Here is a 20,157-nt window from a genome sequence, read left to right on the forward strand (position 1 = left end):
GCTGCGGGCTTAGTTGGCGCCCGGCGTGAACACAACCTTGATGCAGCCGTCTTCCTTCTTCTGGAACTTCTCGTACAGGTCCGGTGCTTCTTCCAGGCCGGCCTCGTGGGTCACCAGGTTGGTCACGCCCAGCGGATCGGCGGAATCCTCGACCAGCGGCATGAGGTCATCGGTCCAGCGCTTGACGTTGCACTGGCCCATCCGCAGGTTCAGCTGCTTGTCGAACATGGCCATCAGGTTCATCGGATCGGCCGTGCCGCCGTAAACACCGCTCAGGGAGACGGTGCCGCCGCGGCGGACGGCGTCGAGGGCTCCGTGCAGGGCGGACAGGCGGTCCGTGCCGGCGGTTTCCATGGCCTTCTGGGCCAGCTTGTCCGGCAGCAGGCCAACGAGGGTCTGGGCTGCTTTGCCCACGGGAGAGCCGTGGGCCTCCATGCCGACGGCGTCCACTACGGAGTCCGGTCCGCGGCCGTCGGTCAGTTCGCGCAGCTCGTCGGCGACGTCCTTATGCAGGTTCAGGACCTCCACGCCGTACTGGGCCGCGAGGTTCCGGCGTTCCTCGACCGGCTCAACGCCGATGACGCGGTAGCCCAGGTGCGTGCCGATGCGGGCAGCGAACTGGCCCACCGGCCCCAGGCCGTACACGGCGAGGGTGCCGCCGTCGGGCACATTGGCATACTGCACGCCCTGCCAGGCGGTGGGGAGGATGTCGGAGAGGAAGAGGTAGCGGTGGTCCGGAAGTTCCGTGCCAACCTTGATGGGGTTGTAGTCCGCAAGCGGAACCCGCAGGTATTCAGCCTGTCCGCCGGGGACGGAGCCGTACAGCTCGGAGAAGCCGAACAGGGCGGCGCCTGAGCCCTTTTCGCGGACCTGGGTGACCTCGCACTGGGTCTGCAGCCCCTGGCGGCACATGTAGCAGCTGCCGCAGGCAATCTGGAAGGGAATGACCACGCGGTCGCCCTTCTTGAGGCTGGTGACGGCCGAGCCGACCTCTTCCACGATGCCCATGGTCTCGTGGCCGAGGATGTCGCCTTCCTTCATGTACGGCATCAGGACGCCGTAGAGGTGGAGGTCGGAGCCGCAGACGGCAGTGGACGTGACCCGGATGATGGCGTCGGTGGGTTCCTGAATGGTGGGATCAGGTACTTGCTCCACGCTTACGGAGTTTTTTCCCTGCCATGTAACTGCTTTCACGTGCGGTCCTCCTGCTGATTGCTTTGGGTGCTTTGAAAGTGCGTAGTCCCACTATCTCAAATAGTAAGGGTACTGACAAAACCCGTGGTTGCACCGGTGATTCGCAGCAGGGGTTGATTGCAGGAGGCTGCAGGCTGCAGGCTACGGGGAACGGGGGATTGGGTCCTGGCCGATTCTCGGCCGGTCCGCCAGCACCCGGGGATCCCTGCGCAGGAACGCTCTTTCCATGGCCTCCTCGTTGGTCAGTGCGGTGCCGGGAGCAGCGGTGCCGGGAACAAGGGAGCCGCCGGGGGAAGCCGCAGGGGGCTCGGAACCGAGCCGGCATACGGGAAGGGTGTTCGGGGTCAGGATTTCCACCGGCACAGCTTCAGGGAGTCCGGAGGGGAAACCCGTTCCGGCCGCAGCTGCGGCACCGGCGGCAACAGCGGCGTCGGCACCGCAGCGCAGGTTGTGCAGTGCGCCGGTTTCCAGGTGCTCGGCCTTCAGGAGGTTCACGCGCACTCCCGCTCCCAGGGCCCCCGTGTGGGTCAGGATGTTCACCAGAGTTGGATATGTGGAGGCGGTGAGGCAGCCCCGGACTTCCAGGCACGCCAGCCCCAGCTGCGTGTCAATGCGGACCAGGACCCGAAGTGCGTGGTCGGTTGAGGGGTACTCCCGCGAGTGGCTGAGCATCGAATTCTCCGCACGTGAATGTGACAGACGGCCTTTGCTTAACCGGTTAACCGACGTTAGCCCACTGGCTGCCGTCTGTCTGCACCCCGACGCCGGTTACCGGCACGGCACTCGTTAAGAGGACACAGCGCCCGCAGGAGAGGCGCTGTTTCGAGCCACTACGGCTGCCGTGGCTTCGGCGATCGCTTCCTCTTCATCGGTGGGCACCACCAGGACGGGAATGGCTGAATCCGGAGCGCTGATCAGCCGTGCGGCGGATCCTCGGGCGCGGTTCGCCTCAGGGTCCAGGGTGATCCCCAGGGCACCAAGACGCTTCACCGTCAGTTCACGGAACTCCCAGGCGTTCTCACCGATTCCGGCCGTAAAGACCACTGCCCGGGCGCCGCCTACGGCCACGTGGTAGGCGCCGATGTACTTGGCCAGCCGATAGGCGGCAATGTCCAGGGCGATGGCAGCCTGTTCATTTCCGCCGGCCGCGACCTCCGTCAGGGTCCGCATGTCCGAAGCTCCGCCCAGCGCCAGCAACCCGGATTCCCGGTTCAGCAGATCATCAAGGGTGTCCGCGTCATAGCCTTCCCGGAGCAGGAAAACCAGAATGGACGGATCAACGTCGCCGCTGCGGGTGCCCATGACCAGCCCCTCCAGCGGGGTAAAGCCCATGGAGGTATCGATGCTTTTGCCGTCCTTGATTGCGGCAACCGAGGCTCCGTTGCCCAGGTGGGCGATCACGCCGTCAAAGTGGTCCGGTTCAATGCCCAGGAAGCGTGCTGCGGCCGGAGCCACGAAGCCGTAGCTGGTTCCGTGGAATCCGTATCGGCGGATGCCGTATTTCCGGTAGAGGCTGTTGGGAAGGGCATAACGCCATGCCTCCTCCGGCAGCGTGCGGTGGAAGGCGGTGTCAAAGACTGCCACCTGCGGGATCTTGGGCCACTTGTCGTGCACGGCACGGATGCCCCGGGCACTGGCCGGGTTGTGCAGGGGCGCCAGCGGGCTGAGCCGCTCAATGGAGCGGACAATCTCATTGTTGATCAGGACGGGTTCGCTAAAGCGCTCGCCGCCGTGAACCACCCGGTGCCCGACGGCGTCCACCTCCCGGCCGCCGAGCGCAGCAGGCAGTCGCGAACTGAGCTCTTCCAATGCCGCCCCGTGGTCCGGCACCGGCTCCTCGCCGATCCGGTCGATGATCCCCTTGGTCAGGAGTTCGCCGCTCCCGGTGTCCCTGACCTGGTATTTCAGTGACGAGGATCCGGAATTGATGACCAGTACCAGCATCAGCCCTCCTGGGCTTGGACCGCGGTGATGGCCACGGTGTTGACGATGTCCTCAACGGTGCAGCCCCGGGAGAGGTCGTTTACCGGTTTGCGCAGTCCCTGCAGGATGGGTCCCACAGCCACTGCGCCGGCTGACTGCTGAACAGCCTTGTACGTGTTGTTGCCGGTATTGAGGTCGGGAAAGATGAAAACGGTGGCATGCCCGGCCACATGAGAGCCCGGCAGCTTTGACGCCGCAGTGGTGGCGTCCACTGCGGCATCGTACTGGATGGGACCTTCCACCGGGAGATCGGGGCGGCGGCTGCGGACCAGTTCGGTGGCTTCGCGCACCATCTCCACCGATTCCCCCTTGCCGGAGGCCCCCGTGGAGTAGGAGAGCATGGCCACCCGCGGAGTCACACCGAATTTCCCTGCGGTGTCCGCGGAAGCCAGGGCGATGTCTGCCAGCTGCTTGGCGTCCGGATCCGGGTTCACGGCGCAGTCCCCGTACACCAGTACGCGGTCCTGCAGCAGCATGAGGAACACCGAGGACACAATCTCCACGCCGTCCTTGGTGCGGATGAATTCCAGTGCCGGGCGGATGGTGTTGGAAGTGGTGTGGGCGGCACCGGAGACCATTCCGTCCACGCGGCCCAGATGGACCATCATCGTTCCGAAATATGCCCCGTGGAGCATACGATCACGGGCATCCTCCAGCGTGACGCCCTTCTTGGCCCGAAGAACTGCGTATTCGCGGGCAAAATCGTCCCGGAGTCCGCTGGTGGCGGGGTTGATGATGGTGGTACCACTGAGGTCGATGCCCTCGCTGGCCGCCAGCTCGCGGACCTGCCCTTCGGGTCCCAGCAGGGTCAGCGCGCACACATCGCGGCGCTGCAGGATTTCCGCTGCCCGGAGCACCCTGGTGTCCAGGCCCTCGGGCAGGACGATGTGCTTGCGCTGCGAGCGGGCACGGACAATGAGCTCATTCAGGAACCGAAGCGGCGTGGTTTTCTCCGGCCGGGGCAGTTCCAGCCGCTCAAGAAGCTCATGCTCATCCACGTGCCGGGTCCACACGCCCAGGGCGGCCGCTACCTTCCGCCGCTGCCCGGACGCTATCTCACCGCGGACCCGGCTGACTTTGCGGGCCGAGGTGTAGGTGTCTTCCTTCACGGCGAAGACCGGGAACGGAGCCTGGGACAGCAGCGCGAGGATGCCTGCATCAATGGGCAGGCCGCCGGTCAGCACCATGCCGCTGGGAACCGGAAACTCCGGGGCGACGGCGGAGGCCAGGGCGGCCACCATGACGTCCGCGCGGTCGCTCGGGGCGATGACCAGGTTGCCGTGCTCCAGCTGCGAAATAAAGTTCCCCACGGTCATGGCCGCCACCTTGATGCCGACAACGTCCCGCTCCAGCGACGCACTGCCGGCCACCTGGCGGGCGTTCAGGGCTTTGGCGACCTCGGACATGGACGGCTGGGAAATTTCGTTGAGCTCCGGAATCACGTACACGGGCCGGCCGGACGCACCCGGCCGCACGGCGGCGCGGACCTGATCCAATACCTCCGGATCGGCGCGGTTGACCATCATGGCCAGCAGGTCACAGCGGGCGGTGCTGAGCTCGTGGCGGGCCAGGTCCACGGCGTCGGCCGTTTCAGCAACGCTCATTTCCCGGGCGTTCACCACGGCAAGCACCACGGCGCCCAGGTTGTTGGCGAGGCGGGCGTTCAGGTCGAACTCGAGAGCGACGTCGTGCCCCGACAGATCAGTGCCCTCAATAATCACCACGTCGCAGTGCGCTGCCACCTCGTTGTAGATGGCCATGCAGCGTGAATCCACCTCGCCGCGTTCGCCCGCCACCAGCAGGGCGCGCAGTTCCTTGCGGGTCAGGCCACCGCGGCTCGTCTCCGCGGTGAGGTTGAACTTGCGCTGCATCAGCCGCACCATGGGGTCCTCCGCCGGCTCGGCGCCTTCCACAATCGGCCGGAAAAACCCCACCCGGTCCGCATGGCGCAGCAGCATGTCGGCAAGGCCCAGCGTGACCAGGGATTTCCCGGACCCCGGGGTCATGGCACTGATGTAAATTCCACGGGCCATGATGTTGTCCGATCTGTGGGGCTTCAGGATTGCAGGAGCGGTGCCGCGGCCCCATCCGGCAACCCGCCGGACAGTGTGGCCCCCAACACTCCTAACATCCTCCCAAATGCACCGCGCAGTAGCTAGCTGACATGCTTCACCGGCGCTTCGCAGGCCGCTTCGACGCCCGTTCGCCGACTGCCGCGTCTCACGATGTGGGATTAAACTGGGGACTAACGGCCTGAAGCCTACGATTGGTCGGTAGTTTTGACGGATTACCCGAGTACAAGGACCGCTGTGAGCCTCTTCCGAACCAAGCCCATCGAGGATTCCCTCGCCGACGCCGATGAACCGGGGCGCCGGCTTAAACGCTCCCTGACCACCTGGGATCTCATGATCATGGGCGTGGCAGTGGCAGTGGGCGCCGGCATCTTCTCCGTGGGCGCCAAAGCAGCCGCAAACTTCTCCGGCCCGGCCGTAACCCTGTCCTTTGTCCTCGCCGCGCTCACGTGCGCGCTGGCCATCATGTGTTACGCCGAGTTTGCCACTGCCATTCCGGTTGCCGGATCGGCCTACGTCTTTACGTACGCCACAATGGGCGAATTCATTGCCTGGATCATCGGCTGGAACCTGATCCTGGAACTGTTCACCGCGGCGGCCGTGATCGCCAAGTACTGGGGCATCTACCTCAGCGAGGTGTTCAAGCTGCTGGGCCTGGATATTCCGGCCACTCTGGATCTGGGCCCGGTGGACCTGACCTGGGGGCCCCTTCTCATCGTGGCGGTCTTCACCGTTCTGCTGGTGATGGGCACCAAACTGTCCGCGCAGGTGGGCAACGTCTTCACGCTGATCAAGGTGGGCGTGGTGCTGTTCGTCATTGTTGCCGGCTTCTTCTACGTCAAGGCAGAGAACTACACCCCGTTCATCCCGGACAGCGTTTCCACCGAGGGTCCGGGAGCCCAGGGCGTCATGGAACAGTCCCTGTTCTCCTTCCTCACCGGCGCAGCGCCGGCGCAGTACGGCACGCTCGGCGTCTTTGCCGGTGCTGCGATCGTTTTCTTCGCGTTCATTGGGTTCGACGTCGTTGCCACCTCGGCTGAAGAGGTGAAGGACCCGGGCAGGACCCTGCCGCGCGGTATCTTCGCAGGCCTGGCAGTGGTCACGCTGCTCTACATCGGAGTTTCCCTGGCCCTGACCGGCATGGTTCCCTACACGGAGCTCGCGGCCGCAGAAGCGCCGAACCTGGCAACGGCGTTCACTCTGGTGGGCAACCCCTGGGCAGCGCAGGTCATTGCGGTCGGTTCATTGATCGGCCTCACCACGGTCATCATGGTCCTGCTCATGGGCCTGGCCCGGGTGGTGCTGGCCATGAGCCGCGACGGGCTGCTGCCGCGCCAGCTGTCCCGCACCAGCGACAAGCACGCAACGCCCGCCCGCCTGCAAATCCTCTGCGGCACGCTGGTGGCGCTGGTGGCCGGATTCACGCAGGTGGACGTGCTGGAGGAAATGATCAACATCGGCACCCTGTCCGCCTTTGTGGTGGTCAGCCTCGGCGTGCTGGTGCTGCGCCGCAAGCGCCCGGACCTCAAGCCTGCTTTCCGCGTCCCCTTCGGTCCGGTGATCCCGGTGCTGTCAGCCCTGCTGTGCCTGTACCTGATGACCAACCTGGCCGTGGAAACCTGGATCTACTTTGCCGGCTGGCTGCTGATCGGTTTCCTGCTGTACTTCGCCTACGGGCAGCGGCACTCCCGGATGAATGAGAAGTTTGCGGACATCCGGCAGGCGGAGCGGGATGCCCGTGCCGATCGGCTGGAGCGCGAACAGGCTTCGCCCGCGCCGGAGGCCTGACCCGGCTCACCGGTTCCGCCGCAGGGCTTGTGCGCGGCGGAACCAGTGGCAGACTGGAGGGCATGTTGGTTGCCTTTTCAGTTGCTCCGTCCGGCATTGGTCCGGACACTCCCGCGGGCCCCGAAGCAGCGGACGCCTCGGTGCACGACGCCGTCGCCGCTGCCGTCCGGATTGTCCGCGAATCCGGCCTGCCGAACCGCACGGATTCCATGTTCACCACGGTGGAGGGTGAATGGGACGAGGTGATGGAGGTGGTGCGCCGCGCCACGGAAGCGGTGGGCCGTTACGGCAGCCGCGTGTCCCTGGTCCTCAAGGCGGACATCCGGCCCGGCCATACCGGCGAACTTGAGGGCAAGGTGGAACGCCTGGAGGCAGCGCTGGACCGCTCCCGTCCGGCGGCCGGCTGATCCCCGCCCGCGGCAGCCGGCCCGGACCGGGACCTCAGCTGGCCGAGCCTTAAACTGGAGGCATGACCCTTACCCCCAGCACGACGACGTCGGCCCGTTCCTTCCGGGCCCTCCCGACCTACGGGGCGGCCGCCTGATGGGCCGCCAGCGGCCGGGGAAGGCAACCGCGGACACCGCGGAGACCGGAGGCGCCCCGTCCTCCGGGCCGGTGGCCGGAACCTATCCGGTGGACACCGGTACCTGCGAACTGATCCCGGACCAGTTCAACCCCAACGGCTGGATCCTGAAGGTCAACGGCGTCCACAGCTCACACATTGATGTTGCGGATCCCCGCCAGCTCGATTTTGAATACATGCGGTGGATTGCCGCCCTGGTGGACACCCACTGGGAGGCCGACGCCAAGCTGCGGGCACTGCATCTGGGCGGCGCCGCATGTTCCATGGCCCGCTACTTTGCCGCCGGCTACCCCAACGCCCGGCAGGTGGTGGTGGAACTGGACGGCCGCCTGGCCGAACTGGTGCGCGCCTGGTTTGATCTTCCCCGTGCGCCGCTGATGCGCCTGCGCGTGGGTGAGGCGCGCGAGGTGACCGAAACGCTGCGCGATGACAGCCGCGACCTGGTGATCCGCGACGTCTTCGCCGGAGCCAAGACTCCGCTGCCGCTGACCACGCTCGAATTCACGGCGCAGGCGGCCCGGGTGCTGTCTCCGGGCGGGCTGTACATCATCAACTGCGGTGACACCCCGGACCTGCGCGGTGCGCGCCGTGAAGCTGCAGCGGTGTGCGAGGTGTTTGCCCATACCGCGATTGTGGCGGACCCGGCCATGCTCAAGGGCCGGAGGTACGGCAACATGATCATTGCCGGTTCCGACCTGCCCTTCGCCGGCCACCCGTCCCTGCCCCGGACGCTGCTCGGCGGCGGGGTTCCGGCGCATCTGTGGGACGATGCGCAGGTGAGGGCCTTTGCCGCCGGAACACGCCCCCTCACCGACGCGCAGGCCGCCGCCGGCTAAGAGTCCGGCGGGTGCGCCGAGCCGGAACAACAGGTTAGATACTCCTGGCACTGCAAAGGCCGCCCGATACGCGTCATGCGTTTCGGGCGGCCTTTGTCAGTTGGCCGGGGAGCTAGACGCCGAGAGCGGAGGAAATGGCGCCTACGGAGAAGAACAGCACAAACGCTGCGGCAACCACGTACATCAGCGGATGGACTTCTTTGCCGCGCCCCTGGAAGAGACGGATCACTGCGAAGGTGACGAAGCCTGCGCCCAGGCCCGTGGCGATGGAGTAGGTGAACGGCATGAGGACGATCGTCAGGAACGCCGGAATAGCGAGCCCGATGTCGCTCCAGTCGATCTTGCCCACCTGGGAAACCATCAGGAATCCCACCACCACCAGCGCAGGGGCGACGGCCTCAAAGGGCACCAGGTAGATGAGCGGGGTCAGGAACATTGCGATGATGAACAGCACGCCTGTGACCACGGAGGCCAGGCCGGTGCGGGCACCTTCGGCAATGCCGGAGCCGGACTCCACGAAAATCTGGTTGGAGGAAACACCCGCGGCACCGCCAACAACGGCGCCGGCGGCATCCACCAGGAGCACGCGGTCAACGTTCGGGATGTTGCCGTCTTTATCGATTGAACCGGCCGCGGAGGCCAGGCCCACCATGGTGCCCATGGCGTCAAAGAAGATGCTGAGCAGAATCACGAAGGTCAGCAGGGATGCCGCAACAACCCCAAGGGTCTGGAATGAGCCGAAGACGCTGACCTTGCCGAGAAGGGAAAGATCCGGTGCCGCCCATTGCGGCATGCTCGGGGTCACCAGCGACCAGCCGGTTTCCACGCCGGCGCCCTGGGAGCCCGGAGATGCCACCGCCTCGATGATCACGGCGAGGACGGTGGAGGTCACGATGCCAATGAGGATGGCACCCCTGACGTTGCGGGCCATCAAGACGATTGTGATGATCAGGCCAACGACGAAGACCAGGCTCGGCCAGCCCAGCAGCTGTCCGCCGGAGCCCAGTTCAAGCGGAACGGTGGTGCCGGCTGCGTCGGGGATGCGGCGGACAAAGCCCGCGTTCACAAAGCCCAGCAGTGCAATGAACATGCCGATGCCGACGACGATTGCCGTTTTGAGGCTGGCAGGAACGGCCTTGAAAACAGCGGTCCGGAAACCGGTCAGGACCAGAACGAACATGGTCACGCCGGACAGCAGGACCAGGCCCATGACATCAGGCCAGGTCAGTCCCGGATTGGTTGCCACAGTCGCGGCGACGAAGGCGTTGACGCCCAGCCCGGTGGCGAGCGCAAACGGGTGCTTGGCCCAAGCCCCCATGATGATGGTCAGTACACCGGCAACCAGGGCCGTGGCTGCTGCAACGGCAGGAGCGGCCAGCGTATTTCCGGCGGAATCAGGGCCGCCGAGGATGAGCGGGTTCAGGACCACGATGTAACTCATGGCGAAAAATGTGGCCAAACCACCCCGGACTTCGCGGGAGACCGACGAACCCCGTTTGGAGATTTCAAAATATCGGTCCAGCTTTGAACCTTGTTTGAGCATGACGCATCCTCTGAATGGGTGGTGGCTTTGAGGGTAAGAAGATCCCGCCATCCGATCTTATCGCGACCGCCCCGCCCTCCAGAGGGGAACAGGAACGCTGTCCGGACCCCGAAAACGTGATCTTCGTCCCCTGCAGAGGGCTGGGGTGAGTTAGGCGATACCTGTCTGCAGCCCGTGAGGGCCGGCGAGTGCGCTGTTCCGAACGGCTATGTCCTCCGCTGCCCGTTTGGCGGAACGGGCGAGTTCCCGGGTGGGACAGGCCAGTGCTTCGCCGGCACCCACCACGTACAAACCCACGTTGCGCAGGGCGTTCCGCAGATCGGTGCCGGCTGCGAACCCGAGGGAGCGGACGAGGCCCAGGAGAGCCCGCTTTCCGCAGCCGGTGAGCACCACGGCGTCCGCCAGCAGGATGCCCTCGTGAGTATGGATTGCCCACTTGGTTGTCCCGGGGACGGGGACCGGAACTCCGGAGCCGCGCAGCAGGCCCAAGCCCTGTGCGGCGGTGCCGGTCCGGATGTCCAGTGAATGTCCGGCTGCGTAACCGTGCAGCAGGCGCAGCAGTTCTGCACGCTCCGGCAGGCTTCCGGCGTCCCGAACCGCAGAGTGGGCGGACTCGGTGTCCTGCGCCAGACCGTTCAGGACAATTGCCTCGACGCCGTGCCGGCTCAGCTCACTGGCCACCGCCAGTCCGCTCAGTCCACAGCCAATAACGACGGCGGCTGTTACCTCCGTGTGCGGCGCGCTTGCAGGGAAACTGCCGGAATTTGCGCTGGCCGACGTGCCAACCGAAGTGCCCGTCCTCTTACCCGTGCCCGTACCGGTGCCGGTTGCTCTGCCCTTCCTTGCTCTACCCACTGAGGCAACCCCCTGACATAGATCAAGGCTGCGCAGAACGGCGCCTCTTCCGCTCCCGCAGTTGGACGCCCCAAGACCTGAGCGGGCGTTCTCCGGTTGTGCTGCCCGAAGCCTATCCGTGTTTGCAACCTCTGTGTAGTGCCGCTTTCGGCGTGTTCGGGACGGCCGGGTTCACCGGGCAAGGAGCGTTGTAGGCTACGGGTGGAATCACTGTGCGGGCGTTCAGGGAAGCGCATCGGCAGCCGTGAATGGACTGGGAGGGGACGGCACTGTGAGCGGTTCAGTATGGAACGAGGACAGCGGACTGGAGACGTCGCCCGGCGTCGTCGTGGGAGTGGACGGATCCGATCAGAGCATCTGCGCCCTTGTGTGGGCGGCAAAGGAAGCTGAACGGCGGCGAAGTCCGCTGCACGTGGTCACTGCCTACACCGTGCCCATCTTTGCGGCCTCGTCCATGGATGCCGGTTATACGACCATGGACGACGCGATTATCCGCGAGGGTGCACAGGCAGTGCTGGACAAGGCCCTTGAACGCATCAGCGGTTACAACATTGAAGTGTTTCCGCGGGTGGAAACCGGAGACGCGTCGGCTGTGCTGCTGGAACTTTCCGAAGAAGCGGACCTGATGGTTGTGGGCTCACGCGGCCGCGGCGGTTTTGTGGGGCGCCTGCTGGGATCTGTCTCCAGCGCGCTGCCCGCCCATGCCAAGTGCCCCACGGTGGTGGTCCCGCTGCGGACGGCGGGCCGCCTGCCCGAGGCCGGAGTCCGGCCGCCCGCCGGAGCGCCCACCGTGCAGACCGTCGAGGACGTGGTGGTGGTGGGTGTTGACGGTTCCGAGCAGGGGCGCGCAGCGTCCCTCGTTGCCGCCGAAGAGGCGAAGGACCGCGGGCTTCCCCTGCAGATCCTGTGCGCGCTGCCTCCCTTCAGCGGTTCCCTTGCCTGGGTGCCCGCCCCGATGGACGTTGAGGCCCTGCACGAAGAACTTGCCGAGCAGCTCCGGGCCGGCCAGGCCTGGCTGCAGAGCCATTTCCCCGATGTGCCGATGTCCGTCCAGCTCCTGGACGGCGCCCCGGCGGAAATCATGATCGACCGGACGGCTGATGTGGAGCTCCTGGTGATGGGAACCCGCGGCCGCGGCGGTTTCGCCGGGATGCTGATGGGCTCCACCAGTCAAAGCGTGCTCCACCACGCCAAGGGGCCGGTGATGGTTGTTCCGGACCACGAGGACCCGCGCCTTGATGACCGGGCGTCGTTTGGGTCCCTGCCCGAAGTGTGAGCGGAGCTGTTCCGGTCAGGCGTGCTGCTGCCCTTCGTGGACGGCATGGCTGGCCGGTTCCAGCTGGAACGTGCAGTGTTCGGTGTCGAAGTGTTCGCTGAGGCATGTGGTCAGCCGGTCCAGCAGCTGGTCCATCCGTTCGGACGTAAGGTGGTCGTCGTCAACCACTACGTGCGCCGAGAACACCGGAACGCCGGAGGTGATGGTCCAGATGTGGATGTCGTGGGCGTCTGAAATGCCGTCCACCCGGACAATGTGGTTCCGGATCATTTCCGTGTCCACGCCCTGCGGGGTGGCTTCAAGCAGGACGTCGATGACTTCCTTCAACAGCGACCAGGCCCGCGGCAGGATCATGAGGGCGATGAGGATGGAGGCCCAGGAGTCCGCCTGCTGATATCCGGTGAGCATGATGATGACGGCGGACACCACCACGGCGGCGGATCCCAGCAGGTCGCCCAGGACCTCCAAATACGCGCCGCGCACGTTCAGGCTATCTTTGCGGCCGCTGTGCAGCACCAGCAGCGAGGCAAGGTTTGCCAGCCCGCCCACAAGGGCGGCAGTGAGCATGAGTCCGGTGTGCACGTCCGGTTCCGTTCCGAACCGGCGGATCGCTTCAATGAAAATGACGGTGGCGATCACGATCAGCAGTACGGCGTTGGCCAGGGCGGCCAGGACTTCCGCGCGCTGATAGCCGTAGGTGCGGCGCTTGGTGGCCGGGCGGGTGGCGATCCACGCCGCGAGCAGTGCAATGGAGACACCGGCGGCGTCGGAAAGCATGTGGCCGGCGTCAGCCAGCAGTGCCAGCGACCCGGACAACACGGCGCCGGCAACCTGAAGGAAAACAACGCTGAGGGTAATGACAAAAACGATCAGCAGTTTGCGCCGGTGCCTGCCGGTTGCGGTGCCCGCGGGCAGTCCGTGGCTGTGGCCGTGATGATCTCCCATGCCTTAAGGCTAGCTACCCCCAGCCGAGTTCATGCAGCCGCTCATCATCGATGCCGAAATGATGGGCCACCTCGTGGATCACTGTGATGCGGATTTCATCCACCAGCTCCTCCCGGGTGGAACACATCCGCATCAGCGGCCCGCGGAAAATGACGATGCGGTCCGGGAGCGAACCGGCATCCCACCATGAGTCACGTTCCGTCAGTGGAGTGCCCTCGTAAAGTCCGAGCAGCTCGGTTTCCGGGTCCTCGCCGGGGCGGGGTTCGTACTCGTCCTCAATGAAGATGGCCACGTTGTTCATGGCGGCAGCCAGGTCCGCGGGGATGGAGTCGATGGCGTCATCAACTGCAGTTTCAAAGTCGTCCGGAAGCATGTCTATTGGCACCTAAGCCACTCTAGTGCGGTGCCGGGTCCGGGGCCCTGATCAGCTCGTTTTGCTGTTTGCCCCAACAGGCCCTATAGTTTTATGAGTCCACAGGGGCGCAAACGAACGGAATCTTCCGCTTCAAAGCGTTCCCGTGTGTTCTAAAGGCCCCCATCGTCTAGCGGCCTAGGACACCGCCCTTTCACGGCGGCGGCACGGGTTCGAATCCCGTTGGGGGTACTCAGGAGTGGTAATTGGACCGGCGAAATGCTGGTAGAGTTTACACTCGTGAAAAGCAAGGCCCTGTAGCGCAGTTGGTTAGCGCGCCGCCCTGTCACGGCGGAGGTCGCGGGTTCGAGTCCCGTCAGGGTCGCTCAGATTTTCTGAAGCGATTTGGAAGATCTCGGTGATCATCGGTTGCGATGATGCCCGGCTCTGTAGCTCAGTTGGTAGAGCGTTCGACTGAAAATCGAAAGGTCACCGGATCGACGCCGGTCGGAGCCACCAGCTAAAACCCCGGACTTACGAGTCCGGGGTTTTTCTTTGCCCGGCGGCCGGTGGCCGGTGCTTCTCTTCCCAAGATTCTCCCCTTTGCGTTTGACTGGTCCGAAATCAACCTTCGGAGGCAAAGATGGCGACGGATGCGCAGGATTTTATCGGGGATACCGCGGCTCATCATCAGAGCGAGGATCTGAGCGAAACCGAATGCTGGGCGCTGCTGGCCGGCGGCGGAATCGGACGGGCCGCGTACCAGGAGAACGGTCGGGTGCTCGTATTTCCGGTCCATTACGTGGTCCACGACCAGTCGGTGTACTTCCGCACTTCCCCCGGAGGCGCCCTGGGGAGCGGATCGGAATCGTGGAACGCGTCCTTTCAGATTGATGACCATGACTCAGCGCGCATGGACGGATGGTCGGTCCTGCTCAGCGGACGTGCTTCGGCAGTTCGGGATCCGAACCTGCTGACGGAACTCTGGGGCCGCCGCATGGATGAGCCGTGGGGCGGCGGGCAGCGGGATGTTTTCGTCAGCATTGCGCCCGGCATCCTTACCGGGCGCCGCGTGGGGATGCGGTGAAGGGCTCTGGGGCATTACCTGCCCAAAAACGAGGGCTGCAGGATACGCTGGGCAGCATGGATGACGCCGTAAACCAGAATTATTCCTCCGCTCAGGACGGCCCGGCCGCGGGCGGTATCGGTGCTGCGGCACCCCACCCGGCGCCGTCGCATGCCCCCCTTTCCAGTCCGGCCGGTGCCGCGGGAACCGTGATCGGCGGCAAGACCGCCATCAGCGAGCAGGCCGTGGCCAAGATTGCCGCGATTGCGGCCCGGTCCGTGGACGGCGTCTTTGCCCTGGGAACGGGCAGCGGATCCGGAAGGGCGCTGGGCGCTGTCCGGGATGCAGTGGGCGTCTCGAGCGCCACACAGGGTGTCCATGTGGAGGTGGGTGACACGGAAGTGGCGGTGGATGTGACCCTGGTGGCGGTTTACGGGACGCCGCTGACCCGCATTGCCGACAACGTTCGGGCGTCGGTCTATTCCGCAGTGGAATCCCTGGTGGGCCTGCGGGTGGTGGAAGTGAACGTTGACGTCAGTGACGTGCAGATCCCCGGCGCCGCCGAAGGCCGCTCCGACAAGCCGAGGACCGGCTCCACGCCGGCTTAGCGAAGGCTCCGCAGCGGTATAGGGTCGAAGAAGAGTTCGGGATCACCTTCATGAGGCAGGAATAATGAAACCAACCGTAACGGGCATGGCGATCGGGGCTGTCCTGGCTTTCACCGCCCTGATTTTTGATTTTTGGGGATTCCTGCTGATGGCACTGTTCATTGCAGCCGGGGCCCTCTTCGGCAGGGCGGCCGAGGGCAAAGTGGATTTCCGCACCGTCCGCGATGCGCTGACCGGACGCCGTTCGTCCTCGTGAGCTCTGCAGTCCCGGTGGTTTTCCCGGTGCTTGAGCACAGCTCCGCCCTCGCCGGACACAACCGCATCAGCACACAGGCGCTGACCTCCACGGCCAAGGCCGCAGCTGCGGAATTCTTTCGGGTGCCCCCCGCGCAGATTCGGGTGTCCTGGTCCGATGACCAGGGCATGCTGGCCCTTTCACTGGCGCTGCCCGCGTCCCTGCCGCCGCTGACCCGCATTGCCGTCGATCCGGGTCTGGTGGACCGTGTCGGCGGATCGGTCTGGGACCGCGCCCACGAAGCCAAAGCCCTCCTGAAGGACAAGGTGACCGAACTGACCGGCTCACTGGTTTCGAGGGTGAACGTGCGCATCACCGGTGTGCAGGTCGATGAAGCAAGCAGGGTCCGGTGAGCGGCAGGGACATCCGCACGCAGCGGATCGTACGCCGTGAAACCCATGCCAGCAGGGCCGCTGCGTCCGTGGTTGTGGTGATTCTGGGCATTCTCTTCTTCCTGTATGTCCTGCTGGAAGCAACGCTGCAGGCACTGGGGCAGGAGCCCTGGCTAACGGATCCCGGCGCCCTGGGCAGCTGGCTGGCGCGCCTGCCCGCAGAAACCGACTCCGCCATCCTGGGGCTCAGCGGCCTGCTGATCCTGCTGGCGGGACTCGTCTTCTTCCTCCAGGCTGTCCTGCCCGGCCGCCGGCCGCGCTATGCCCTGCCGAACCCGCGCGCCGCCGTCGTCGTGGACGCGGAAGTGCTGGCCTCCTCACTGGCACGGTGCGCCCGGCTTACCGCGGGTGTCAGCCCCGAGCAGGTGCTGGTCACCGTGGGCCGGTCCCGGGTGGATGTTCGGATCCGCCCCACCTCCGGCGTTCCGGTGAGCGAAGAGGCAGTACGGGACGCCGTGGCCGAAGAGCTGCAGCTGACCGGACTGGATCCCCAGCCGGACGTGCGCGTCTCGGTTTCCACAGCGGGGGTGATCGGGCAATGAACCGGACTCCGCGGGTAGTGAACCGCGTCCTGCTGGGCCTGCTGGGCCTGATCCTGATGGGCATCGGCGGCGGCCTGCTCTGGATCAGCTTTGACGGCAATGCCGCCCGCCGCTGGCAGTCCTTTGCCCCCGGGATACTGGACCGGATCCGGAACTTCGGTGCGGAAACCGTGCTGCCCGGACAGTCCCAGAGTTGGATCTGGGTGTTGCTGGCGGTGCTTATGCTGCTGGCGATTGTGCTGCTGGTCCTGTGGGCGGCGGCGCAGGGCCGGGGCCGGAGCGGAACCCTGGTTTCGGAATACGACGACGACGGCGCCCCCGGCCGTGTTGCCCTCAGCAGCGCTGTGGCGGAACAGGCACTGCGGGCTGCGCTGCAGGAAGATCCGGACGTGGCCGCCGCCGCCGTCAGCACCTATGACATCCGCGGCAGCTCAGCGCTGCGGATCCGCATCAACCCCCGGCACGGCGCTGCACCCCACCTGATTGCGGCCGATGCCACGCGCCTGGTTGAGGCGCTCGACGCCGCACTTGGACGCCAAACGGTGGTGCTGATCAGTATCGATGCCGGACGCAAACTGCGGTTCAGCCGGGAGGACCGCGTCCGGTAAGAGCGCGGTCCGGGTCCGTCAGCTCGCGCGGGCCAGCTGACGGATCGGAATCCAGCGGTTGGCCAGCCTGCGGTAGGAAGCGGCGGCGCCGGTCATGTCCCCTTCGGCGAGGAATTCAATGCCCAGACGGACGTCCGAGGGGGAGTCGTCCGGGAAAACCAGGTCCGCCACGGGGCCGTAATCCAGCTCCAGCACTGCATCCTCGGAAAAGACTTCCAGCCAGTTGATCAGCTCGTCGAGCTCGTCCAGCAGGTCGAGTTCCGGTGCGGCCAGCGCCAGTGCGGCGGTGGCACGGCGGGCACGGTCCAGGCACTGGGCAACGGGGGCGGAGAGCCGGACGGTCTGGACCTTTCCGTCATCCTCCACCACCTCGCTGTGGTCGTCCTCGTGCAGGAGCACAAACCAGCCGAACGGCACGCCCCAGGTCGCTGATCGGGTATGCAGCCGGGCCAGCGAGTCGGCAAAGGAATCGGGATCTATCCGTGCGGCATGTGCCTCCCGGGCCACCTCGGGCACCAGCACGTCCACGAGCGGTCCGCGGATGCTTTCGCCCAGTGACTCCGCAGCCAGCGAGGTCCGGACGGCGAGCTGGTTGGGGCAGTACAGCCGGCGGGTGGAGCCTTCATGGCCCGGGTAATGCAGCACCCGCACCAGATCCGTGGAACCGTGCGGGAACGGATCCGACACTGCACGCACCAATCGCCGGACGGCGTCGCTGCGCTCCAGGACTTCGGTTTCATGGCGTCCCCGTGCGCGCTGTTCCAAGATGACCAGCTGCTGGTCGTCGTCGAACACGTCCAGCGGCTCGTAGACGCGCAGGTGGGACACGTAGGGGAACGTGCGGTACAGGGAGCGCTGAGGATGCGCGCTCATGGTCAGTCCAGCTCCACCATCACGGGAGCGTGGTCTGATGCGCCCTTGCCTTTGCGCTCCTCACGATCGATGGAAGCGCCGGTAACGCGGGAGGCAAAAGCGGGAGAGCCGAGGACGAAGTCGATGCGCATGCCTTCCTTCTTCGGGAAACGCAGCTGCGTGTAGTCCCAGTAAGTATAGACACCGGGGCCGGGCGTGTAGGGGCGGACGACGTCGGTGAATCCGGCGTCGAGGAAAGCCTGGAACGCTGCCCGCTCCGGTTCGGTGATGTGGGTGGCGTTCTGGGCGCGGAACCAGTCAATGTCCCACACATCCTCATCCCGGGGAGCGATGTTCCAGTCGCCCACCAGTGCCAGCGGCAGCTCCGGGTTGTCCTTTATCCAGCCTGCGGCCTGGTCCTTCAGGACGTCCAGCCACTGCAGCTTGTACGGCATGTGCGGATCCCCTACGGCCCGGCCGTTGGGCACGTACAGGCTCCAGATGCGCACGCCGTTGCAGGTGGCACCGATTGCGCGGGCCTCCGTGGCGGTGGTCGCCTCGGTCTTCCCGAACGCAGGCTGGCCCGGGAAGGTGCGCTCGACGTCGTCGAGCCCCACCCGGGAGGCGATGGCCACGCCGTTCCACTGGCTCAGGCCGAAATGCGCCACTTCATAGCCGTTGTTCTCAAAGATTTCCCACGGAAAATTCTCGTCCTTGGCCTTGGTTTCCTGAATGGCCAGCACGTCAACGTCGGAGCGCTGCAGCCACGCTTCGACGCGGTCGGCACGGGCACGGATGGAGTTCACATTCCAGGTAGCAATCTTCACCCTTGCTACGTTACCGAATGTGCAGCCCGATCAGGGCATGCCTTCCGGCTTCCACCACGTGTCCAGGATGCTGACCGGCACGGTGCGCTTGTGCCGGGTCATCAGGAACCGGCGTTCAATCTTCTCCGCGGCCTCTTCGGGAACCTCCCGGCCTTCAAGGTAATCGTCGATGGTGTCGTAGCTGATTCCCAGCTCCGTCTCATCGGTCTGACCCGGAGCGTCATCGAGCAGGTCTGCTGTGGGAGCCTTGTGCACCAGGACCTCCGGAGCTCCGAGCTCGGTCAGCAGCTGCCGGTTCTGGCGCTTGTTCAAGCCGAACAGCGGCAGGACATCCGCTCCGCCGTCGCCGTACTTCGTGAAGAAGCCGGTGACGGATTCCGCGCCGTGGTCGGTTCCGATCACCAGCAGGTTGTGCTGCCCTGCCACCGCGTACTGCGCGGTCATCCGGGCCCGGGCCTTGATGTTGCCCTTGTTGAAATCACTGATCCGCTCGCCGCTCATCTTCACGTACTCCTCCTCATAGCCGTCAACGGCCGGAGCAACGTTGTAGACCCAGGAGAGGTCGGGCCGGATGAACTCCAGAGCTGCCTGGGCATCCGCCTCATCATGCTGGACCTGGTACGGCAGGCGCAGGGCAATGAACTGCGCCTCGGTCCCCTCGGCGCGAAGTTCTTCGGCGGCCAGCTGGGCCAGACGGCCCGCCAGCGTGGAGTCGATTCCCCCGCTGATTCCCAGGACAAAACCGCCGGTGCGGGAGGCCGCCAGATAGGACTTCAGGAAATCCACTCGGCGGCGGATTTCCGCAGCGGCATCGATGGTGGGTCGCACGCCCATTTCGGCGATGATTTCAGCTTGTAGTTGGCGCATGTGGTCCACCCTATATCTCCCGTCATATCTCTGTCCCGAACCTGCACTCGGCTAGGATGAAAGCCATGACTGCGCCCGTTCTTCCCGCTGCCCGTGCCCGCCTCCTGGATTTGATCAGTGAATTGGCCGTGGTCCGCGGCAAGGTCATTCTTTCCTCCGGTGCGGAGGCTGACTATTACATTGACCTGCGCCGCATTACCCTTCACCACGAGGCCTCCCAGCTGGTGGGCGACGTGATGCTGGACCTGATTGACCGGGCAGGCATTGCCTTTGAAAGTGCGGGCGGACTGACCATGGGTGCTGACCCGGTGGCAACGGCCGTCATGAATGCCGGTGCCCGCGCCGGCCGGCCGATTGACGCTTTTGTGGTGCGCAAGGCCCAGAAGTCCTACGGCATGGGCCGCCAGGTTGAGGGCCCCGATGTTGCCGGCCGGAACGTGGTGGTTCTGGAAGACACCTCCACCACCGGCGGATCGGCGCTGGCAGCCGTGGAAGGTGTCCGCCGGGCCGGCGGGAACGTGGTGGCCGTTGCCGTGATCGTGGACCGGGACACCGGATCGAAGGAGCGCATTGAAGCCGAAGCCGGCGTGCCCTACCTCTATGCCTTCGGCAAGGATGAGCTGGGCCTGGACTAGGCCCGGCAGGGGCCGGCTGCGGGAACCGGTCCCCTCGT

At 65.4% G+C, this 20,157-nt stretch carries 22 protein-coding genes and 3 tRNA genes; 14 read left to right on the plus strand and 11 right to left on the minus strand.

The window, feature by feature from the left end; all coding sequences use genetic code 11:
* Positions 1-9 precede the first annotated feature (9 nt).
* From AC4D2W_RS14110 to pta, 4 genes are all read right to left on the minus strand, one after another.
* On the minus strand, positions 10-1,194 hold the full coding sequence (locus tag AC4D2W_RS14110) for a zinc-dependent alcohol dehydrogenase (RefSeq protein ID WP_490927558.1): 1,185 nt from the start codon (positions 1,192-1,194) through the stop codon (positions 10-12).
* A gap of 141 nt (positions 1,195-1,335) precedes the next feature.
* Positions 1,336-1,866: a hypothetical protein gene (locus tag AC4D2W_RS14115; protein WP_490927559.1), complete on the minus strand. Its 531-nt coding sequence runs from the start codon at positions 1,864-1,866 to the stop codon at positions 1,336-1,338.
* Between the two features lie 114 nt (positions 1,867-1,980).
* Positions 1,981-3,138 (minus strand): acetate/propionate family kinase, encoded by a 1,158-nt coding sequence (locus AC4D2W_RS14120; protein ID WP_490927560.1) that lies wholly within the window; start codon positions 3,136-3,138, stop codon positions 1,981-1,983.
* Positions 3,138-5,210: a phosphate acetyltransferase gene (gene pta, locus AC4D2W_RS14125; protein WP_490927561.1), complete on the minus strand. Its 2,073-nt coding sequence runs from the start codon at positions 5,208-5,210 to the stop codon at positions 3,138-3,140. The genes AC4D2W_RS14120 and pta overlap by 1 nt, the downstream gene beginning before the upstream one ends.
* A 276-nt stretch (positions 5,211-5,486) precedes the next feature.
* Between pta and AC4D2W_RS14130 the strand changes: the two genes are divergently transcribed.
* The 3 genes from AC4D2W_RS14130 to AC4D2W_RS14140 all read left to right on the plus strand — a co-directional run bounded on the left by AC4D2W_RS14130 (position 5,487) and on the right by AC4D2W_RS14140 (position 8,456).
* Entirely contained in the window at positions 5,487-7,037 is a 1,551-nt protein-coding gene (locus tag AC4D2W_RS14130) for an APC family permease (protein WP_490927562.1), read from the plus strand.
* 62 nt (positions 7,038-7,099) lie between these two features.
* A complete protein-coding gene (locus tag AC4D2W_RS14135; protein ID WP_490927563.1) occupies positions 7,100-7,444 on the plus strand; it encodes a thiamine-binding protein in 345 nt (114 codons plus the stop codon).
* 136 nt (positions 7,445-7,580) lie between these two features.
* Positions 7,581-8,456 carry a spermidine synthase gene (locus tag AC4D2W_RS14140; protein ID WP_490927564.1) on the plus strand — a complete coding sequence of 292 codons (876 nt, stop codon included), beginning with the start codon at positions 7,581-7,583 and terminating at the stop codon, positions 8,454-8,456.
* 112 nt (positions 8,457-8,568) lie between these two features.
* On the opposite strand, the gene AC4D2W_RS14145 is transcribed toward AC4D2W_RS14140, so the two are convergent.
* Both AC4D2W_RS14145 and AC4D2W_RS14150 read right to left on the minus strand, forming a co-directional pair.
* Entirely contained in the window at positions 8,569-9,999 is a 1,431-nt protein-coding gene (locus AC4D2W_RS14145; RefSeq protein ID WP_490927565.1) for an NCS2 family permease, read from the minus strand.
* Positions 10,000-10,149: 150 nt separating this feature from the next.
* A complete protein-coding gene (locus tag AC4D2W_RS14150; RefSeq protein ID WP_490927566.1) occupies positions 10,150-10,854 on the minus strand; it encodes an FAD-dependent monooxygenase in 705 nt (234 codons plus the stop codon).
* A gap of 271 nt (positions 10,855-11,125) precedes the next feature.
* On the opposite strand from AC4D2W_RS14150, the gene AC4D2W_RS14155 reads away from it, so the two are divergent.
* The gene (locus tag AC4D2W_RS14155) at positions 11,126-12,130 is read left to right on the plus strand and encodes a universal stress protein (protein WP_490927567.1); all 1,005 of its coding nucleotides are present in this window, start codon (positions 11,126-11,128) and stop codon (positions 12,128-12,130) included.
* Positions 12,131-12,145: 15 nt separating this feature from the next.
* Here the strand turns inward: AC4D2W_RS14155 and AC4D2W_RS14160 are convergent, their stop codons facing one another.
* Together AC4D2W_RS14160 and AC4D2W_RS14165 are read right to left on the minus strand one after the other, a co-directional pair.
* A complete protein-coding gene (locus tag AC4D2W_RS14160; RefSeq protein WP_490927568.1) occupies positions 12,146-13,075 on the minus strand; it encodes a cation diffusion facilitator family transporter in 930 nt (309 codons plus the stop codon).
* Positions 13,076-13,088: 13 nt separating this feature from the next.
* A complete protein-coding gene (locus AC4D2W_RS14165; protein WP_400930911.1) occupies positions 13,089-13,448 on the minus strand; it encodes a metallopeptidase family protein in 360 nt (119 codons plus the stop codon).
* A 158-nt stretch (positions 13,449-13,606) separates the two neighbouring features.
* On the opposite strand from AC4D2W_RS14165, the gene AC4D2W_RS14170 reads away from it, so the two are divergent.
* The 9 genes from AC4D2W_RS14170 to AC4D2W_RS14210 all read left to right on the plus strand — a co-directional run bounded on the left by AC4D2W_RS14170 (position 13,607) and on the right by AC4D2W_RS14210 (position 16,938).
* Positions 13,607-13,679, plus strand: a tRNA-Glu gene (locus tag AC4D2W_RS14170).
* A 59-nt stretch (positions 13,680-13,738) separates the two neighbouring features.
* Positions 13,739-13,812 (plus strand) — tRNA-Asp (locus AC4D2W_RS14175).
* Between the two features lie 58 nt (positions 13,813-13,870).
* Positions 13,871-13,946: transfer RNA gene (locus tag AC4D2W_RS14180), tRNA-Phe, on the plus strand.
* Positions 13,947-14,070: 124 nt separating this feature from the next.
* Positions 14,071-14,514, plus strand: coding sequence for a pyridoxamine 5'-phosphate oxidase family protein (locus tag AC4D2W_RS14185; RefSeq protein ID WP_490927569.1), 444 nt, complete (start codon positions 14,071-14,073; stop codon positions 14,512-14,514).
* 56 nt (positions 14,515-14,570) lie between these two features.
* Positions 14,571-15,101 (plus strand): Asp23/Gls24 family envelope stress response protein, encoded by a 531-nt coding sequence (locus AC4D2W_RS14190; RefSeq protein WP_490927570.1) that lies wholly within the window; start codon positions 14,571-14,573, stop codon positions 15,099-15,101.
* A gap of 64 nt (positions 15,102-15,165) precedes the next feature.
* A complete protein-coding gene (locus tag AC4D2W_RS14195) occupies positions 15,166-15,357 on the plus strand; it encodes a hypothetical protein (RefSeq protein ID WP_400929742.1) in 192 nt (63 codons plus the stop codon).
* Positions 15,354-15,749, plus strand: coding sequence for a hypothetical protein (locus AC4D2W_RS14200; protein WP_490927571.1), 396 nt, complete (start codon positions 15,354-15,356; stop codon positions 15,747-15,749). The genes AC4D2W_RS14195 and AC4D2W_RS14200 overlap by 4 nt, the downstream gene beginning before the upstream one ends.
* Positions 15,746-16,330, plus strand: coding sequence for a DUF6286 domain-containing protein (locus tag AC4D2W_RS14205; RefSeq protein ID WP_490927572.1), 585 nt, complete (start codon positions 15,746-15,748; stop codon positions 16,328-16,330). The genes AC4D2W_RS14200 and AC4D2W_RS14205 overlap by 4 nt, the downstream gene beginning before the upstream one ends.
* Positions 16,327-16,938 carry a hypothetical protein gene (locus AC4D2W_RS14210; RefSeq protein ID WP_490927573.1) on the plus strand — a complete coding sequence of 204 codons (612 nt, stop codon included), beginning with the start codon at positions 16,327-16,329 and terminating at the stop codon, positions 16,936-16,938. The genes AC4D2W_RS14205 and AC4D2W_RS14210 overlap by 4 nt, the downstream gene beginning before the upstream one ends.
* Before the next feature lie 18 nt (positions 16,939-16,956).
* Here the strand turns inward: AC4D2W_RS14210 and AC4D2W_RS14215 are convergent, their stop codons facing one another.
* From AC4D2W_RS14215 to nadE, 3 genes are read right to left on the minus strand one after another with little or no spacing between them, the layout of a single operon-like run.
* A complete protein-coding gene (locus AC4D2W_RS14215) occupies positions 16,957-17,811 on the minus strand; it encodes a DUF8083 family protein (protein WP_490927574.1) in 855 nt (284 codons plus the stop codon).
* 2 nt (positions 17,812-17,813) lie between these two features.
* Positions 17,814-18,617 carry an exodeoxyribonuclease III gene (locus AC4D2W_RS14220; RefSeq protein ID WP_490927575.1) on the minus strand — a complete coding sequence of 268 codons (804 nt, stop codon included), beginning with the start codon at positions 18,615-18,617 and terminating at the stop codon, positions 17,814-17,816.
* Positions 18,618-18,647: 30 nt separating this feature from the next.
* Positions 18,648-19,484 (minus strand): NAD(+) synthase, encoded by an 837-nt coding sequence (gene nadE / locus AC4D2W_RS14225; protein WP_490927576.1) that lies wholly within the window; start codon positions 19,482-19,484, stop codon positions 18,648-18,650.
* A gap of 65 nt (positions 19,485-19,549) precedes the next feature.
* Here nadE and pyrE point away from each other — a divergent pair, with 65 nt between their 5' ends.
* Entirely contained in the window at positions 19,550-20,119 is a 570-nt protein-coding gene (gene pyrE, locus AC4D2W_RS14230) for an orotate phosphoribosyltransferase (protein WP_490927577.1), read from the plus strand.
* The last annotated feature ends 38 nt before the right edge of the window (positions 20,120-20,157 follow it).

The sequence above is a fragment of the Arthrobacter sp. TJ-58 genome, assembly GCF_058269295.1.

What these genes read in the sequence shown, in the direction of transcription:
- AC4D2W_RS14115 (WP_490927559.1), bottom strand. Translation starts at nt 1,866, where the DNA reads ATGCTCAGCCACTCGCGGGAGTACCCCTCAACCGACCACGCACTTCGG.
- AC4D2W_RS14120 (WP_490927560.1), bottom strand. Translation starts at nt 3,138, where the DNA reads ATGCTGGTACTGGTCATCAATTCCGGATCCTCGTCACTGAAATACCAG.
- pta (WP_490927561.1), bottom strand. Translation starts at nt 5,210, where the DNA reads ATGGCCCGTGGAATTTACATCAGTGCCATGACCCCGGGGTCCGGGAAA.
- AC4D2W_RS14135 (WP_490927563.1), top strand. Translation starts at nt 7,100, where the DNA reads ATGTTGGTTGCCTTTTCAGTTGCTCCGTCCGGCATTGGTCCGGACACT.
- AC4D2W_RS14140 (WP_490927564.1), top strand. Translation starts at nt 7,581, where the DNA reads ATGGGCCGCCAGCGGCCGGGGAAGGCAACCGCGGACACCGCGGAGACC.
- AC4D2W_RS14145 (WP_490927565.1), bottom strand. Translation starts at nt 9,999, where the DNA reads ATGCTCAAACAAGGTTCAAAGCTGGACCGATATTTTGAAATCTCCAAA.
- AC4D2W_RS14160 (WP_490927568.1), bottom strand. Translation starts at nt 13,075, where the DNA reads ATGGGAGATCATCACGGCCACAGCCACGGACTGCCCGCGGGCACCGCA.
- AC4D2W_RS14165 (WP_400930911.1), bottom strand. Translation starts at nt 13,448, where the DNA reads ATGCTTCCGGACGACTTTGAAACTGCAGTTGATGACGCCATCGACTCC.
- AC4D2W_RS14185 (WP_490927569.1), top strand. Translation starts at nt 14,071, where the DNA reads ATGGCGACGGATGCGCAGGATTTTATCGGGGATACCGCGGCTCATCAT.
- AC4D2W_RS14190 (WP_490927570.1), top strand. Translation starts at nt 14,571, where the DNA reads ATGGATGACGCCGTAAACCAGAATTATTCCTCCGCTCAGGACGGCCCG.
- AC4D2W_RS14195 (WP_400929742.1), top strand. Translation starts at nt 15,166, where the DNA reads ATGAAACCAACCGTAACGGGCATGGCGATCGGGGCTGTCCTGGCTTTC.
- AC4D2W_RS14210 (WP_490927573.1), top strand. Translation starts at nt 16,327, where the DNA reads ATGAACCGGACTCCGCGGGTAGTGAACCGCGTCCTGCTGGGCCTGCTG.
- AC4D2W_RS14215 (WP_490927574.1), bottom strand. Translation starts at nt 17,811, where the DNA reads ATGAGCGCGCATCCTCAGCGCTCCCTGTACCGCACGTTCCCCTACGTG.
- nadE (WP_490927576.1), bottom strand. Translation starts at nt 19,484, where the DNA reads ATGCGCCAACTACAAGCTGAAATCATCGCCGAAATGGGCGTGCGACCC.
- pyrE (WP_490927577.1), top strand. Translation starts at nt 19,550, where the DNA reads ATGACTGCGCCCGTTCTTCCCGCTGCCCGTGCCCGCCTCCTGGATTTG.